12 protein-coding genes are annotated in these 15,378 nt (G+C 72.0%); 10 read left to right on the top strand and 2 right to left on the bottom strand.

Annotated elements, in window-relative coordinates; genetic code table 11:
• Positions 1 to 291 precede the first annotated feature (291 nt).
• Genes KBO27_RS26890 through KBO27_RS26900 form a run of 3 tightly spaced genes read left to right on the top strand, consistent with a single transcriptional unit; the run spans position 292 to position 5,305 of the window.
• The gene (locus KBO27_RS26890) at positions 292 to 1,230 is read left to right on the top strand and encodes a glycosyltransferase family 2 protein (protein ID WP_210972784.1); all 939 of its coding nucleotides are present in this window, start codon (positions 292 to 294) and stop codon (positions 1,228 to 1,230) included.
• Complete coding sequence (locus KBO27_RS26895) at positions 1,230 to 3,659, top strand: GtrA family protein (protein WP_210972649.1); 2,430 nt, start codon at positions 1,230 to 1,232, stop codon at positions 3,657 to 3,659. The genes KBO27_RS26890 and KBO27_RS26895 overlap by 1 nt, the downstream gene beginning before the upstream one ends.
• Complete coding sequence (locus KBO27_RS26900; protein WP_210972650.1) at positions 3,656 to 5,305, top strand: PIG-L family deacetylase; 1,650 nt, start codon at positions 3,656 to 3,658, stop codon at positions 5,303 to 5,305. Before KBO27_RS26895 ends, KBO27_RS26900 begins: the two co-directional genes overlap by 4 nt.
• Here KBO27_RS26900 and KBO27_RS26905 read toward each other — a convergent pair.
• A complete protein-coding gene (locus KBO27_RS26905) occupies positions 5,302 to 6,645 on the bottom strand; it encodes an RbtT/DalT/CsbX family MFS transporter (RefSeq protein WP_210972651.1) in 1,344 nt (447 codons plus the stop codon). The genes KBO27_RS26900 and KBO27_RS26905 overlap by 4 nt on opposite strands.
• Before the next feature lie 273 nt (positions 6,646 to 6,918).
• Positions 6,919 to 7,707, bottom strand: coding sequence for a DeoR/GlpR family DNA-binding transcription regulator (locus KBO27_RS26910; RefSeq protein ID WP_210972652.1), 789 nt, complete (start codon positions 7,705 to 7,707; stop codon positions 6,919 to 6,921).
• A 122-nt stretch (positions 7,708 to 7,829) separates the two neighbouring features.
• Between KBO27_RS26910 and KBO27_RS26915 the strand changes: the two genes are divergently transcribed.
• From KBO27_RS26915 to KBO27_RS26945, 7 genes are all read left to right on the top strand, one after another.
• Positions 7,830 to 8,522 carry an HAD family hydrolase gene (locus KBO27_RS26915; RefSeq protein WP_210972653.1) on the top strand — a complete coding sequence of 231 codons (693 nt, stop codon included), beginning with the start codon at positions 7,830 to 7,832 and terminating at the stop codon, positions 8,520 to 8,522.
• Positions 8,523 to 8,564: 42 nt separating this feature from the next.
• Positions 8,565 to 9,620 carry a 2-hydroxyacid dehydrogenase gene (locus tag KBO27_RS26920; RefSeq protein ID WP_210972654.1) on the top strand — a complete coding sequence of 352 codons (1,056 nt, stop codon included), beginning with the start codon at positions 8,565 to 8,567 and terminating at the stop codon, positions 9,618 to 9,620.
• Positions 9,617 to 11,077 carry an FGGY-family carbohydrate kinase gene (locus KBO27_RS26925; RefSeq protein ID WP_210972655.1) on the top strand — a complete coding sequence of 487 codons (1,461 nt, stop codon included), beginning with the start codon at positions 9,617 to 9,619 and terminating at the stop codon, positions 11,075 to 11,077. Before KBO27_RS26920 ends, KBO27_RS26925 begins: the two co-directional genes overlap by 4 nt.
• Before the next feature lies 1 nt (position 11,078).
• Complete coding sequence (locus KBO27_RS26930) at positions 11,079 to 12,809, top strand: dihydroxyacetone kinase family protein (RefSeq protein ID WP_210972656.1); 1,731 nt, start codon at positions 11,079 to 11,081, stop codon at positions 12,807 to 12,809.
• The gene (locus KBO27_RS26935) at positions 12,806 to 13,282 is read left to right on the top strand and encodes a ribose-5-phosphate isomerase (RefSeq protein ID WP_132685848.1); all 477 of its coding nucleotides are present in this window, start codon (positions 12,806 to 12,808) and stop codon (positions 13,280 to 13,282) included. The genes KBO27_RS26930 and KBO27_RS26935 overlap by 4 nt, the downstream gene beginning before the upstream one ends.
• Before the next feature lie 10 nt (positions 13,283 to 13,292).
• Positions 13,293 to 13,940, top strand: a complete 648-nt coding sequence (locus tag KBO27_RS26940; RefSeq protein ID WP_210972657.1) for a class II aldolase/adducin family protein — start codon at positions 13,293 to 13,295, stop codon at positions 13,938 to 13,940.
• 96 nt (positions 13,941 to 14,036) lie between these two features.
• Positions 14,037 to 15,335, top strand: a complete 1,299-nt coding sequence (locus KBO27_RS26945; protein ID WP_210972658.1) for a GNAT family N-acetyltransferase — start codon at positions 14,037 to 14,039, stop codon at positions 15,333 to 15,335.
• The last annotated feature ends 43 nt before the right edge of the window (positions 15,336 to 15,378 follow it).

Consider the following 15,378-nt stretch of genomic DNA (forward strand, 5'->3'; position numbering starts at 1 on the left):
ACCGCCGTTTTCCGGGGCACGAGGCGCCTGATCCCTGACTTGCACTCCCACGACCGGATTTCAGTGGAAATCGGGATGCGGATGTCAGTGGATCTCCGCGTTCCGATTTCCACTGAAATCCGGTTCTCCGGTGAGGAACTGACGCTGGGGTGGGGGATTCGCCGGTGTGTTGGGAGGGGGTGGAGGTGGGTGCGGCGGGCATGGTTCGGGGCGATCCAGCAAGGCCCGCAGCGGTTTCCGGAGTTCCGGGGTGCGCGGGCCGCCGGCCCCGAGACGGATGAGAACTGCACCATGCACCTGTCGATCGTCGTGCCGTGCTTCAACGAGGAGCACGGATTGCAACGGCTGCGCGACGCGCTGGTCGAGGCGCTGTCCGGACACGTCCGGGATTACGAGGTGATCCTGGTCGACGACGGCAGCACCGACCGCACGTTGTCCGAGGCCCGGCGCCTCAGCGAGCACGACCCGCGGTTCCGCTACGTGTCGTTGAGCCGCAACTTCGGCAAGGAGCCCGCGATGCTCTGCGGGCTCCGGCACGCCCGCGGCCACCGGGTGGCGCTGCTCGACGCCGACCTGCAGCACCCACCGCGACTGCTCCCCCGGATGCTGGTGCTGCTCGACACCGGCTACGACCAGGTCGTCGCCCGGCGCAGCCGCTCCGGCGAACGGGCCTGGCGGACCGCCTCGTCGCGCGCCTACTACCGGCTGGCGAGCCGGTGGCTGGACGTGCGGCTGCAGGACGGTGCCGGGGACTTCCGGGTGCTGTCGCGGCGCGCGGCCGATGCGCTGCTGTCCCTGCCCGAGCACCACCGCTTCTCCAAGGGGCTGTTCGCCTGGATCGGTTTCGACACCGGCTGGGTCACCTACCGCAACGTGCCGCGCGAGACCGGTGAGTCGCGGTGGCGGCTGGCGGACCTGGTCGATCACGGCATCGACGGGCTGACCGCGTTCAACGACAAGCCGCTCCGCCCGGCGATCTACCTCGGACTGCTCGTCGCCGGTCTCGCGGGCGTGCTCGCAGCGCTCACCGGAGCCGAGAAGCGCTGGGCAGCAGTGCCTCTCGGGTTGGGCGGTGTCCAGGTGCTGATGCTCGGCGTTCTCGGGGAGTACGTCGGTCGCGGTTACGCCGAGTCCCGGCGGCGGCCGCACTACCTGGTCAAGGAGACCGGTCCGGTACCGGAGCCGCTGCCCGGCGAGCACCGGTTGTGCACCGCGGGACTGGTGTCGTGATGCGGCGGCTGATCGGGTCCTCGCAGTTCGGCCGGTTCGCGCTGGTGGGCGGGGTGAACACCGGCGTGCACTGGGCGGTGTACCTGGCGCTGTGGCTGGTGCTGCCGTACCTGGTGGCGCACGCGCTGGCCACCGGCGCGGCGATGCTGTGCTCCTACGCGCTGAACTGCCGGTTCACCTTCCGGGTGCGGCCGAGCGGGCGCTCGTTGCTGCTGTTCCCGCTGTCGAGCCTGGTGCTGCTGGGCGTGAGCACCTCGGCGGTGGCGCTCGCGGTGGCCGTGTTCGGGGTCGATCCGAGGCTCGCGCCGCTGGTGGGGTTCGCGCTGGTGCCGGTGACGTTCATGGCCAGCCGCTCGGCGCTGACCCGCCCGGACCGCGGTGAGTGGCGCGGTGCTGCCGGGGTGGGGCTGACCGTGGCCGGGCTCGGGACGTTGCCGCTGCTGGTCAACCCCTCGTTCTACTTCGCCGACGACAGCGCCGCCCAGTTCCTGCCGATGTGGCACCGCCTCGGCGAGCGGTTGCTGGCGGGCGAGTGGGCGCTGGGGCTGGAACCGGATTCGTGGATGGGCGGGAACCTGGCCGCCGAGTCGCTGTTCGGCATCTGGAACCCGGTGCACCTGCTGGACTTCGTCGTGGTCGCGCTGATCGGCGACCTGGCGGTCGCGGCGGCGGTGGTGAAGATCCAGTTCCTGGTGCTGCTGGCGGTCGGGACCTACCTGCTGAGCCTGGGCTACGGGGCGAAACCCGCTGCGGCGTCGGTGATGTCGGTGGCGCTGCCGGTGTCCGGGTTCGTGCTGCACTTCCAGGCCGCGAGCTGGGCCGGTGGGCTGATGGGTCTGGCGTGGCTGCCGTGGGCGTGGTGGGCGCTGCGCCGGTACTTGAACGGAGGCGCACCGGCGGTGCTGCCGTTCGGGCTGTGCTACCTGTGCGTCTCGGCCGGAGACCCGTACGGCCTGCTCGCGTTGTGCCTGGTCTTCGCCGGGCTGGCGGTCGAATCCGGGCCGCGCCGGTTGGTCGCGATCGGTGTCGCGGTGGCCGGGTGCCTGCCGCTGGTGTTCTGGCCGGTGCTGGCGACCGCCGCGGTGGGCTGGAGGTCCGGTCGCGAGCTGTTCAACTCCGGTCTGCTGGTGCCGGGCATCGGCGATCTGCTCAACGCGAGCACGCCCGGGTTCCTGCCGCAGATCATCTCCTTCGGCGACTACCGGATGACGGTCCCCGCCACCTTCCTGTCGTGGTTCGCCGTCCCGCTGCTGCCCTGGCTGAGGTGGCGCGAGATGCCGTGGCGGCGGTGCACCGCGGTGGTGCTGGTCGCGGGGTTCTTCGCACTGCTGTGCCTGGGCCCGTCGAACGTGTGGATGTTCCGCTGGCCGCTGCGGCACATCGCGGTCGTGCACCTGGCCGTGGCGGTGCTGCTGTCGGTGGCGTTGTCCAGCGGCCTGCGACGGGACCGCGCCTCGACGCGCACGGCGGCCTCGGCGCTTCTGATGCTGGCGGGCGGCTACCTGGCCTTCGCGGCTTGGCCCGCGCAAGCGCCCAAGCACCTGCTCGGACTGGTGCTGGTCGCCGGGCTGCTGGCGTGGGCCCTGCGCGGCAGGGTGTTCCCGGTGCTGCACCTGGGGACGGCGTTGGTGCTGGGGCTCCAGCTGCTGTGGTTCCCGATCAACCGCGACGTCGCCGACTACAACTTCCCGACCGACGTCGACGCCCTGCGCCGCGCCCACGCGCCGCTGCGCGGCGGCACGGTGGTGCAGGTGGCGGCACGGGAGCGGATCCCGCCGGAGCACATCGCCGACCGCAGCGCGTGGTCGGACCTGCTGCTGGGCAACATGCCGGCCGCTGCCGGTGTCGCGAGCCTGGTGTCCTACACCGGGATCGGCCACGACGCCCTGCACACGTCGTTGTGCCTCAGCTACTTCGGCGGAACGTGTCCGCGTGCCTACGATCGACTGTGGGGTCCCGATCGGCTCGCCGACCAGCTCAAGGCCACCCACGTCGTGGTGCAGCGACGGCTGCGCGAGGTCACCCAGCCGCCGCCGGGCTGGCGGATCGCGCACCGCAGCGGTGAGGTCGTCGTGCTCACCCGCATCGCTCCGGTGCCGTGGCCGCAGGGGCGGTTGAGCGCGGCTCGCGGGGTTGAGGTGCTGGAGGACGTGCAGCGCGGCGCGCGGACCGAGACCGTGAGGTTCACCGGGAGCGGGGACCTCGTGTTCGCGCGGCTGTTCTGGCCCGGCTATCGGGCCACTGTGGACGGACGTCCGGTGCCGATGTCCGCGACCGGACCGGGGCTGCTGCACGTGCGGGTTCCGCGTGAGATCTCCGGCGGGACGCTGACGTTGTCGTGGTCGCCACCGGGCGCCGAGGTGGGGCTGCTGCTGGTGGTCGCGGGGGCGCTGGGCGCGCTGTGGATGTCGTGGCGGTGGGCGCGATGAGAACTGCCGCGCTGCTGCTCGCGGTCGCGTTGCTGCTGGTCGCCTCGGGGGTCGCGGCGGCGGGTTCACCGAGGCCGTCGCACCTGCAGGTCGTGGCGCACCCCGACGACGACATGCTGTTCATGAGCCCGGACGTGCCCTTGGCGATCCGCTCGGGTGTTCGGGTCACGACGGTGTTCCTCACCGCCGGCGAGAGCGACGTGCGCCCGCCCGCGGACTACGCGGCGAGCCGCCAGGCCGGTGCTCGCGCCGCGTTCGCGGCGATGGCCGGGGTCGCCGACGACTGGACGCGCTCGGCGCTGGACCTCCCCGGAGGTCGCTGGGCGGAACTGCACCGGCTCCGCGGGCGCCCCTCGGTGGGCCTGGTGTTCCTCGGCCTGCCCGACGACAACGACCCGCGCGCGCGGCACGCGCTGAGCGAGCTCTGGCGGAATCCGGCGCACCGCGTGGAGACCGTCGCCGCGACGGGGTCGGTCGTGCCCGTGACCGGCCACGACCGCGGTTCAGTGATCGATGCGCTGATCCGCCTCCGGGAGCTGTTCGCGCCGACGCTCGTCCGCACCCAGGACCCGCGACCGGACCCGCGCCACCAGCAGCAGTGGGGGAGCGCCCACGACCACCCCGACCACCTCGCCACCGCTCGGTTCACCGAAACCGCGCTGATCGGAACCGATCTGCCGCTGCTGCACTACCGCGATTACAACGTCGCCGACGCACCGCCGAACCTCCCGCAACGCGTGGTGGAAGCAAAGCGCGCGGTGTTCGCCCGCTACGCCGAGCACGATCCGCTGGTCAGCCTCGACGAGCCCTACGACGCCTGGCTCGCCGCGATGCGCCTGCGCAGGCCGTGGGGAACGCGGTGGCTGACCGGCGGTCGCCACGCGCACGTGCGCGGCCGTGACCTGGTGATCGGGGAATCCGTTGTGGACACACCCGGGTTCGATCCGCGCGAGGGGTCGGCGTCCTTCGCCGATCCCGCGACGCTGCTGGTGCAGGACCGGGATTCGGGTGCGGTGTGGCTCAAGGCCGCGGGCCGGCCGTGGCGGTCTCTGGGCGTGCCACCGCCGCGGGAACCGGGCGTGGACCTCGGGCCGCCGTCGGCGGTGTCGGTGCGGGGGCGCGTGGTGGTCGCGGTCCGCGACTCCGGCGGCGGGGTGAGCGTCCGCGACACCGGGGCGTGGTGCCGGCTCGGCGGCTCCGACGTGGGCGACGAGGTGTCGGTGCTGGTCTCGGGGAGCGGCGGGATCCACGTGATGGCCGCTTCCCGGAGCGGGATGCTGCACTGGCGGCTGACCGACTCCGGATGCGGTGCGCCCCTTGCTTCCTCCGAGCGTCCGGTCGGCGCCATCGCCACCACCAGCGGGTACGCCGCCTACCGCGACTCCCGAGGCGATCTGGTGGTGCTGGCCGAGCACGCGGGGTGGAAGCGGGTGCGGACCATCGCGGCCGGGGCGATCTCCGACCCGGCGATCGCCCCGGGCCCGGTGCTGGCCGCCCGCAACGCCGACGGACTCCTGCAGATCTTCCGGCCGGACGGCACGACCACTCTCGGACCCGTCGAAGGGCAACCCGCCTTGTCGCCGAACGGAGATCAGGCCGCCGCCCTCACGGGCGACGGCCTGATCAGGACCTTCTCCGTTCCCTAGGCCGAAGCCCCAGCGGCTTCCGGTGCCCCGGCGCGCGGCGCGCGGTGCTCGCCCGGGTCGCTGTCGTCCTTCATGCGCAGCGACAGCACGCCCACCGCCAGGTACATCAGGCAGAACACGATCGTCGCGCCACCGCCCCCGACCAGCGGGTACAGCACCGTCACCACGACCGGGCCGACGAAGGCCGCGCCACCGGCGCCGAAGTTCAGCACCGCCAGCGCCGAACCCTTGTCCTTGGTGGCGACCATCGAGGGCATCAGCGCCGACAGCGGCACGAAACCGGCGAGCAGCAGGCCGTAGACCACGCCGAGCACGGCCGCCACGGCGAAGCTCTGCGAGGCCACCGAGCTGAAGTACCAGAGCGGGGTGGCGATCGCGCAACCCAGGCAGCCGAACCAGGTCACCGTGCGGCGCCAGCCGAAGCGGTCGCCGAACACGCCGAAGAACAGGTTCGCCGCGATGTTGGCGCCGTAGGCGATCGAGGCCAGCGACGCCACCTGCGCCGCGGTCAGGAATCCGCCGTCCGGCGCCGCAGGCCCGAAGGTGAACGGGAACATCGCGAAGAACCCGTACTGCGGCGCGGTGTTGACGATGCGGATCAGGCCACCGGCGAGCACCCGGCGGTCCCGCCACAGGATGTCCACGCCTTCCGCGAGCCGCTTGAGGCTGCGCGGGTTCTCCACCGTCTCATCCGCGATCGGCTTGAGCCCGTGCTCCTCGCGCACCGCGAAGGACCCCAGCAGCACGCCGACCGTCACCACGACCAGCGACAGCACCAGGGTCTCGTAGTCGCTGAGGCCGAACACGCCGATCGACAGCGCCGCCAGCGCGGCACCCAGAGTCGGCAGACCACCGGTGAAGGCGAACCAGAACCAGCCGGCCACCGAACCGCGCATCTTCGTCGGGCTCGCGACCTGCGCCCACGCCAGGAACGAGAACGCGAACAGCGGATACGCCAGGCCGCGGATGCCGTAGGTCGCGACGATGAACGCTCCGCTGTGCGAGGGCAGCGCCACGAACAGGAACAGGCACTCGAACCCGACCCACCACGCACCGCCGAGCCACATCACCCGGCGCGGACCCCAGATCGCAGAGAGCGTTCCGGAGAACCACGCCGCGATCATGGCCGCGACACCGTAGAGGGTGACCGTGGCGAACGAGGCCGTCGCGCCGGGCAGCGCGCCGCCCTCGGGTCGCTGCAGGTAGTCGGACAGGAACGTGGTCTCCACGCCGTCGCCGATCATGAAGATCAGCACGGCGACGAAACCCCAGAAGAGCTGCCGCGGAATGCCTATGCGGTCGAGGAAGCCCGGGTACCCGGCTGCGGACGTTTGGGACATCACTGTCTCCAACAAGGTCGGATGTGTCGGTGCGTCGCCGCACCTAGCCAACGAATGTCGGCCATCATGCACCCTGTGGAAGTTAACGCACAAGATGTTAAACCGCATCAGTGGTCATTTTGCTCAGCGGCGCGGGTGGCGGACGCCGAGCAGCTTCGCGGGCTCCGCGCGCAGCTCCTGCATGCCAACACGACGTGCACGCCGCGAAGCCGCTGAAGAACCCGCGGTTGTTTGAGGAGAAAGCGGCTGCGTCGCTCGCCTGACGGGGCGCGCTCAGCTCGTCGCGGACAGGCGGACCTCGGTCTGCTCCCGCATCTCCTCGACCAGCGCGTCGTCGAGCTTCCCGGCGAGCAGGACGTGGTCGAAGGCGCTGACCGGGGCGAGCTGGTGCAGCGCCGAGCGGGCGACCTTGCTGGCGTCCATCATCAGCACCTTGGTCGTGGCGCTGCCCATCATCGCGCGCTTGACCAGCACGATCTCCTGCTCCTGGTGGTAGGTCAGGCGGGCGTTCATGGCGGAGGTGGACAGGAACACGATGTCCACCGAGAACGTCGAGATCATCTCCTGGCACGGCAGGCCCAGGTAGGAGTCGTGCGTGCGCGAGTATTCGCCGCCGAGGCCGATGAGCCGGATGTCGGGCACGTCGCGCAGCGCCTCTTGGACCTGCCGGTAGTTGCTGACCACGGTCAGCGGGCCGACCTCCGGCAGCAGCCTGGCCAGCGCGAGCGCGGTGGTGGAGTCGTCGAGCATCACCGACATGCCGGGCGTGATGAACCGCAGGGCGTCGGCGGCCAGCGCCTCCTTCTCGGCGGTGTGGGTGTGCAGCCGGAAGTCCGAACTGGACTCGAACACCGTGGACGGCTGGGCCGAAACCCCGCCGTGGTACTTGCGCAGCAGGCCCCGCGTCGCCAGGTCGTCGAGGTCGCGGTGCACGGTCATCAGGCTGACCCCGGTCAGCGTGGACAGCTCCGCGGCGCTGGCGAACCCCTGCGAGAGCACGTGATCGACGATCTTCTGCTGTCGCTGGAGGCGGGGGGACTGCTTCTTCGGTGCTGACGCCATGGGCTCATCTTGCCTCGTCGGGTGCGCGGAGCGGCGCAGACCTGCCGGAGTATCACTCTACTAGTGACAGTTAACGGCCTGAGTGTTAATTTGGGTGCATCAGTGATTGGCGGGAGGTACGTATGACCCAGCCGGATCGGCCGAACAGCGCCCACAGCGCGGTCGTGTTCGACATGGACGGCGTCCTGGTCGAGAGCGAGCACCTGTGGGAGCGGATGTGGACCCGCTTCGCCGCGGCTCGCGGACGCACCTGGACCGGGCAGGAGACCCGGCAGGTCCAGGGCATGAGCGCGCCGGAGTGGGCCGCGTTCCTCGCCGAGTTCAGCGAGGCCGCTGAATCCGCGGTCGAGACCGAGCGGATCGTGGTCGACGACATGATCACCGCGCTCGACGACGGCGAGATCGACCTGCTGACGGGCGCGGAGAAGATGGTCACCGACGTCGCCGCCCGTGCACCCATCGCGCTGGCCTCCTCGGCGCCGCGACGGCTCATCGACGCCGTCCTCGACCGCCACGGGCTGACCCCGCACTTCTCGGCGACCGTGTCCAGCGCCGAGGTGCCGCGCGGCAAGCCGAGCCCCGACGTGTACCTGGCCGCGGCCGAGAAGCTCGGCCACGAGCCGCAGCACTGCCTGGCCGTCGAGGACTCCAGCAACGGGTTGCGCGCCGCCGCCCGAGCGGGCATGACGGTGGTGGCCATCCCCAACGGTGACTACCCGCCTGCCGAGGACGCGCTCGCCGGAGCCGCCCACATCGCCACCGACCTCGATGACGTGCGGCTGAAGCTGGTCGGCTCGCTGCCGCAGGCACGCTGAACTGAGCTGAGCTCGCACACCTCGCGACAAAGGAGTCCGGAGATGACAAGCGTTCTGGCCGCCGGCGACCACTTCGTGCACCCCGAGGTGTTCGTCGACGCCCTGCGCCGCGCGACCACGCGCGAACTGCGCTTCGACACGCTGAAGCTGCCGTGGCCGGTGGAGCCGTTCGGCCCGGTCGGCAACGTGCAGGAGGCCAGCGGCACCGAGCAGCGGCTGCTCGACGCCCTCGGCGACAACGAGATCGTCGCCACCCAGATGGCGCCGTTCACCGGAGACGTGCTGAGCGCCGCCGAGAACCTCAAGTTCGTCGGCGTGTGCCGGGGCGGCCCGGTCAACGTCGACCTGCAGGCCGCCACCGACAACGGCGTCATCGTCAGCTACGCGCCCGGTCGCAACGCGGCCGCCGCGGCCGAGTTCGCCGTCGGGCTCATGCTCGCCGCGCTGCGCCGGATCCCGGGCTCGGACGCCGAGCTCAAGGACGGCAACTGGCGCGGCGACTACTACGCCTACGAGAACGGCGGCATCGAGCTCGAAGGCTCCACCGCCGGACTCGTCGGCTACGGCGCGATCGGTCGCATCGTCGCCCGCGTGCTGCGCGCGTTCGGGGCGAACGTCCTGGTGGCCGACCCGTTCGTGAACTCCGCCGAGGTCGCCGGCGAGGGCGTCGAACTGGTCGAGCTGGAGGAACTGCTGCGGCGCAGCTCGGTGGTGAGCCTGCACGCGCGGCTGACCCCCGAGACCCGCAACCTGCTCAACGCCGACAACCTCAAGCTGCTGCCGGAAGGCGCGGTGCTGGTCAACTCGGCGCGCGGCGGGCTGCTGGACTACGCGCCGCTGCCCGACCTGCTGCGCACCGGCAAGCTCGGCGCGCTGGCGGTCGACGTCTACGACATCGAACCCCCGCCGCGCGACTGGCCGCTGTTCGACGCGCCGAACGTGATCACCACCCCGCACCTGGCCGGTGCCACCCGCCAGACCGCGCACCGGGCGGCCGAGATCGTGGCCGGTGAGGTCGCCAGGTTCCTCGACGGGCAGCGGCCGCGGTTCGTGGCCAACCCGGACGTGCTGGCGAAGTTCGGAGACCTGCGGCCATGATCATCGGAGTGGACGTCGGCACTTCGGTGACCAAGGCATCGCTGCTGGGCCGCGACGGGTCGGCGCTGCTGACCCGCGGCGTGCGCTCCACTCTGCACCGGCCCGCGCCCGGACTGGTGGAGCAGGACCTCGACGAGGTCGTCGATTCGGTCGTCCAGGTCGTCCGCCAGGTCGCGGCCGCCGCCACCGAACCCGTGCAGGCCCTGGCCATCACCGGCCAGGGCGACGGGCTGTGGCTGCGCGACGAGCACGGGCGCGGCGTCGGGCGCGTCATCTCCTGGCTGGACGCCCGCGCCGCCGGTGTGCTGCGCGACTGGGAGGCCAGCGGCGTGCAGCGGAAGGTGCACGCGCTGACCGGTTCCGGGATGTTCCCCGGTTCGGCCGGGCCGCTGCTGGCCCACCTCGCCGAGCACGAGCCGGAACGCCTCGAACGCGCGGCCGTCGCCGGGTACTGCGTGGACGCGATCGTCCAGCGCTTCACCGGTGAGGTCACCGTGGACGCCTCCGACGCCTCGATGCCGTTCCTCGACGTGCCCGAGCGCGTGTACTCGACCGAGGCTCTGGAAGCCTGCGGCATCGCCGAGCACCGCCGCCTGCTGGCCGACACCACCCCCGTCGGCAAGCTCTTCGCGCTCTCCGGCAAGGCCGCGGCCGAACTCGGGCTGCCGTCCGGACTTCCCGTGTCGGCCGGGCCGTTCGACCTGCCCGCCTGCGCCTTCGGCTCCGGTGTCAGCGACATCGGCGACGGGAGCCTGGTGATCGGCACGACGCTGGGCTGCCAGGTGCTGCGCGACGAGGTCGTCATCGACCCCCGCGGCGAACCCGCCGGGATGTGGCTGGCCACGCCGATCCCGCAGCGCTACCTGCGGGTGATGCCCGCGATGGTGGGCACCGCCAACCTGGACTGGGTGCTGTCCACGACGGGATCGAGCGTCGAGCAGCTGGAAACCCTGCTCGCGCAGAGCAGGCCGGGAGCCGGTGGCGTGTCGGCGCTGTCGTTCCTGTCCTCCTCGGGCGAGCGCGCGCCGTTCGTCGACTCGCGGGCGCGCGGCCAGTTCACCGGGCTGTCGCTGGAGACCACGCCCGCCGACATGGTGCGCGCGATGTGCGAGGCGGTCGCCTACGCCGCCCGGCACAACCTGGAGAGCGCCGGGCTCAGCGGAGAGGTCGCGGCCTGCGGCGGCGGTGCCCGTTCGCAGGCGTGGAGCCAGATCTTCGCCGACGTCCTCGGCCGGCCGCTGAACGTCCCGCACGAAGAGGGCGTCGGCGCGCGGGGAGCGGCGATGACCGCGTGGGACTCGCTGGGCGAACCCGTCGACCGGGAGCAGTGGGCCGCCGACCGGCGCGTCGTGCACCCCGACCCTCGAGCCGTGGAGTTCTACGACCGCGGCTACCACGACTACTTGACCGCCATCGAACGCGCCCGGCCGCACTGGGCGCCCGTCGAGGAGGGCTGACGTGACGCGCTTGTACGATGATCCGGCCACTTTCACCGAGGACATGGTCACCGGTTTCGTGGCCGCGCACCCCGATCACGTGCGCCGCGTCCCCGGCGGCGTGGTGCGCTCCCGACCGGCCCGGCCGGGCAAGGTCGCCGTGGTCACCGGCGGCGGATCCGGCCACTACCCGGCGTTCTGCGGGGTCGTCGGGCCCGGTTTCGCCGACGGTGCGGTGATCGGCAACATCTTCACCTCGCCCTCGGCCGCCGACGCCTACTCCGTGGCGCGCGCGGCCGACCGAGGCGCTGGAGTGGTGTTCTCCTTCGGCAACTACGCCGGCGACAACATGAACTTCGGGCTCGCCGTGGAACGCCTGCGACGCGAGGGAACCCGCGCGCACAACGTGGTCGTCACCGACGACGTCGCCAGCGCTCCCACCGAGGAGCAGGCCAAGCGGCGCGGCGTGGTGGGCGACTTCGTGGTGTTCAAGGTCGCCTCCGCGGCGGCCGAGGAGGGCTACGACTTCGACGAGGTGGTGCGCGTCGCCGAGCACGCCAACGCGCGCACCCGCAGCCTCGGAGTCGCCTTCGACGGCTGCACGCTGCCCGGCCAGGACCACCCGCTGTTCGAGGTGCCCGAAGGCCGGATGGGCCTGGGCCTGGGCATCCACGGCGAGCCCGGCGTGTCCGAGACCCCCATGCCCTCGGCGTCGGAGCTGGCGAAGACCCTGGTGGACGGCCTGCTGGCCGAGGCCCCGGCCGGAGGTGGTCGGGTCACGGCGATCCTCAACGGGCTCGGTGCCACCAAGTACGAGGAACTGTTCGTGGTGTGGGGAACCGCGTCGCGGCTGCTGGCCGAAGCCGGTGTCGAGGTCGTGGCCCCGGAGGTGGGCGAGCTGGTGACCAGCCTGGACATGGCCGGCTGCTCGCTGACCCTGACCTGGCTGGACGACGAGCTCGAACGGCTCTGGCTGGCCCCGGCCGACACTCCCGCCTACCGCAGGGGAGTCGTCGAACCGTCCACATCGGACGTCGAGGTCGAGGACCCGGTGGTGGCCGAACCGGAGGTCGTGGTCGCACCGGAGCAGGGGCAGGCCACGGCCGCCGAGGTGGTCGCGTCGTTGCGCGCGGTCGCAGACCTGTTGCGCGACAACGAGGACGAGCTCGGGCGCCTCGACGCCATCGCGGGCGACGGTGACCACGGACGCGGCATGACGCGCGGCAGCTCGGCGGCGGTCGACGCCGCCGTGGCCGCAGCGGCCCAGGGCGTCGGTCCCGCAGCCGTGCTGCTGGCGGCCGGCGACGCGTGGGCGTCGAAGGCCGGCGGGACTTCGGGAGTGCTGTGGGGAGCCGCGCTGCGCTCCTTCGGCGACCTGCTGCCCGACGACCGCGAGGCTCGCGCGGCCGACCTGGTGGCCGGTGCCGCGGCCGCGCTGGCCTCGGTGCAACGCCTCGGACGCGCCGAACTCGGCGACAAGACCCTGGTCGACGCTCTGGTGCCGTTCGCCGACGAGCTCCGCGGCGCGGTCGACGAGGGCAGCGGCGCCGCCGCGGCGTGGCGTCGCGCGGCTGCGGTGGCGACCAAGGCGGCCACCGCCACCGCGGAACTGCGGCCCCGGACGGGCCGGGCCAGGCCGCTGGCCGAACGCAGCGTGGGAACACCGGACCCGGGCGCGACGTCGCTGGCGCTCGTGCTCACCCGGGTCGGGGAGCTGATCGGCGAACACCGCGAAGGGGGAGAGGACCAGTGAGCGAAGAGCCGTACCGCATCGTCGTCGGATCCGACGACGCCGGGCTGGAGTACAAGAACGCGCTGAAGAAGGACTTGGAGAACGACTCCCGGGTCGCCTCCGTCGTCGATGTCGGTGTCGGCAACGACGAGCACACCGCTTACCCGCACGTGGCGGTCCAGGCCGCCCGGTTGGTCGCCGAGGGGTCGGCCGACCGGGCGCTTCTGGTGTGCGGGACCGGGCTCGGCGTGGCCATCAGCGCCAACAAGGTGCCCGGGATCAGGGCTGTCACCGCGCACGACAGCTACTCGGTCGAGCGGTCGGTGCTGAGCAACAACGCGCAGGTGCTGTGCTTCGGGCAGCGCGTGATCGGGCTCGAACTGGCCCGCAAGCTCGCCGGTGAGTGGCTCGACTACCGTTTCGACACGAGTTCGGCCTCGGCCGAGAAGGTCGCGGCGATCGACGGCTACGAGGGCACCGGGGTGGCCTGTTGAGCGGGAAGGGATGAGCGCATTGCGTTTGGCCGAGCAGCGCGGCGAGGTCATCGACATCGCGCGGCGGATGACCTCCGACCGGCTGGTGGTGGGAACCTCCGGCAACGTGTCGGTGCGCAGCGGCGACCTCGTCGCGGTCACGCCCTCGGGCGTGGAGTACGACGAGCTGCGGCCGGTGGACATCCCGCTGGTCGACCTCAGCGGTGAGGTCGTGGAGGGCGAGCTCAAGCCCACCTCCGAACTGCCGATGCACCTCACCGCCTACGTGGAGCACGACGCGGGCGCGGTCGTGCACACCCACTCGCTGCACGCCACGGCGCTGTCGCTGCTGCGCGACGAGGTCCCGGCCGTGCACTACCAGCTGGCCGACTACGGCGGTGCCGTGCGCGTCGCCGACTACGCCACCTTCGGCACCGACGCCCTCGCAGTGTCGATGTCCGAGGCGCTGCGCGACCGCAACGGCTGCATCCTCCGCAACCACGGCACGGTCACCATCGGCAACAGCCTCACCAAGGCCTACAACCGGGCCCGGCAGCTCGAATGGCTCTGCGAGCTCTGGCTCACGGCGGCCAAGCTCGGCGACCCGGCCGTGCTCTCCGACGAAGAGCTCGCCCACTGTGCGACCCTCTTCGCGGGCTACGGCCAATCGGTTCGCTGATGCTCGCGCGTGCACCGCTCGGTGTGATGCCCGGCTGTTAACACCGGTGTGATCCGGGTTCGTCCCGGTGAAACGTGGTGCCTGAAGCATGGGGGCATGACTCCCAGCGAGCACCGTCGAGCCCACGGGGACTGGACCCGCGAGATCATCGAGCTGGCCGCGCTGTTGCTGGTCGCAGGCGCGGCGAACCTCGTCGTCACCGGCGTGCGCAGCCACTCCGCCGCGACGCTGGTGCTGATGTCCCTCGGAGCGGCCCTGCTGGTGGCGGGTGCCGCGCGGTGGTGGTCGCGCCGCGGGACCGTCACGGCCGAGGACGGTACGGAACCGGTCCCGTCCGAGGTGGCGTTCGTCCCGCAGAACCTGTGGCGGCTGCGGGCTCGCGTCACCGACACGCCCGGCCGCCTGGCGAAGCTGGCCGGGGCGCTGGCGGCGCTCGGCGGCGACATCCGCACCATGCAGGTGCACCCGGTCGCGGACGGGGCGGTCGACGAGGTGCTGCTGCACGTCCCCACTCGGATCCGGCACGCCGACCTGGTCGGCGCGGTGGAGAGCGCCGGCGGCTACGACGTGACCGCCTCGCGGGCCGATGTCCGCGAGCTCGACGACGTGCCCACCCGCACCGCCACCCTCGCCAACGACCTGGTCAACGGCCGGACCGACCTGGTGCGGGGTCTGCGCTCGCTGCTGGGGCACGTCGACGTGCGCTGGCAGGAGGAACCCGAGCCGTCTATGGAAGCCGGGGTCTTCACCGAGGATGCGCTGTGCCTGGCCGAACCCGGCGGCGGGTTCCTCGTGCTGACCCGGCCCGGAGGCGCGTTCACCCCCGCCGAGTTCGCCCGCTCCCGCGCACTGGTCGACCTGGTCACCAGCTGCCGCGCCCGCGTTCGGCCGACGGAGCGGACCGCGACCACACCCGGCGGGATCGAGCTGACCCTGCGCCCGGCCGATCGCGCCGACCTCGACCTGGTCGCTGAGTTCCACGAGCGCTGCTCCAGCGCGGCGCGGTTCCGCCGCTACTTCAGCCCCGGACCGGCCCCGGGCGAACGCGGGCTGCGACGCCTCCTGACTCCGGCGCTGGGGCGCTCCACGCTGGCGCTCGGACCGCAGGGCGAGGTTTTGGGGATGGGGAACCTGATGTACGACGGCGACAGCGGCGAGCTCGCCCTGCTGGTGCGCGACGACTGGCAGCGCCGGGGCGTCGGTGCGGTGCTCGCCCAGCACATCGTCGACCAGGCCGCTGAGCTGGGGATCACGACGCTCACCGCGCACACCCACGTAGACAACACCGCGATCTCCCGGACGCTGCGGAGCGCGGGCATGAAGCTGGTCGGTGCGCCCGAACCCGGCGAGTGGAGCTGGTCGCGCGACCTCACCTCGCTCGCACGGGCCGAGTAGCGCTCGCCGAGCGGCCCGGGACTCAGCCGAGTCCCGGGGCCGC

Origin of the sequence: Saccharopolyspora endophytica (genome assembly GCF_018070075.1) — a bacterium.
GTDB classification, from domain to species: Bacteria; Actinomycetota; Actinomycetes; order Mycobacteriales; family Pseudonocardiaceae; genus Saccharopolyspora; species Saccharopolyspora endophytica.

What these genes read in the sequence shown, in the direction of transcription:
- KBO27_RS26900 (WP_210972650.1), top strand. Translation starts at nt 3,656, where the DNA reads ATGAGAACTGCCGCGCTGCTGCTCGCGGTCGCGTTGCTGCTGGTCGCC.
- KBO27_RS26945 (WP_210972658.1), top strand. Translation starts at nt 14,037, where the DNA reads ATGACTCCCAGCGAGCACCGTCGAGCCCACGGGGACTGGACCCGCGAG.
- KBO27_RS26895 (WP_210972649.1), top strand. Translation starts at nt 1,230, where the DNA reads ATGCGGCGGCTGATCGGGTCCTCGCAGTTCGGCCGGTTCGCGCTGGTG.
- KBO27_RS26920 (WP_210972654.1), top strand. Translation starts at nt 8,565, where the DNA reads ATGACAAGCGTTCTGGCCGCCGGCGACCACTTCGTGCACCCCGAGGTG.
- KBO27_RS26890 (WP_210972784.1), top strand. Translation starts at nt 292, where the DNA reads ATGCACCTGTCGATCGTCGTGCCGTGCTTCAACGAGGAGCACGGATTG.
- KBO27_RS26905 (WP_210972651.1), bottom strand. Translation starts at nt 6,645, where the DNA reads ATGTCCCAAACGTCCGCAGCCGGGTACCCGGGCTTCCTCGACCGCATA.
- KBO27_RS26910 (WP_210972652.1), bottom strand. Translation starts at nt 7,707, where the DNA reads ATGGCGTCAGCACCGAAGAAGCAGTCCCCCCGCCTCCAGCGACAGCAG.
- KBO27_RS26925 (WP_210972655.1), top strand. Translation starts at nt 9,617, where the DNA reads ATGATCATCGGAGTGGACGTCGGCACTTCGGTGACCAAGGCATCGCTG.
- KBO27_RS26940 (WP_210972657.1), top strand. Translation starts at nt 13,293, where the DNA reads ATGAGCGCATTGCGTTTGGCCGAGCAGCGCGGCGAGGTCATCGACATC.
- KBO27_RS26915 (WP_210972653.1), top strand. Translation starts at nt 7,830, where the DNA reads ATGACCCAGCCGGATCGGCCGAACAGCGCCCACAGCGCGGTCGTGTTC.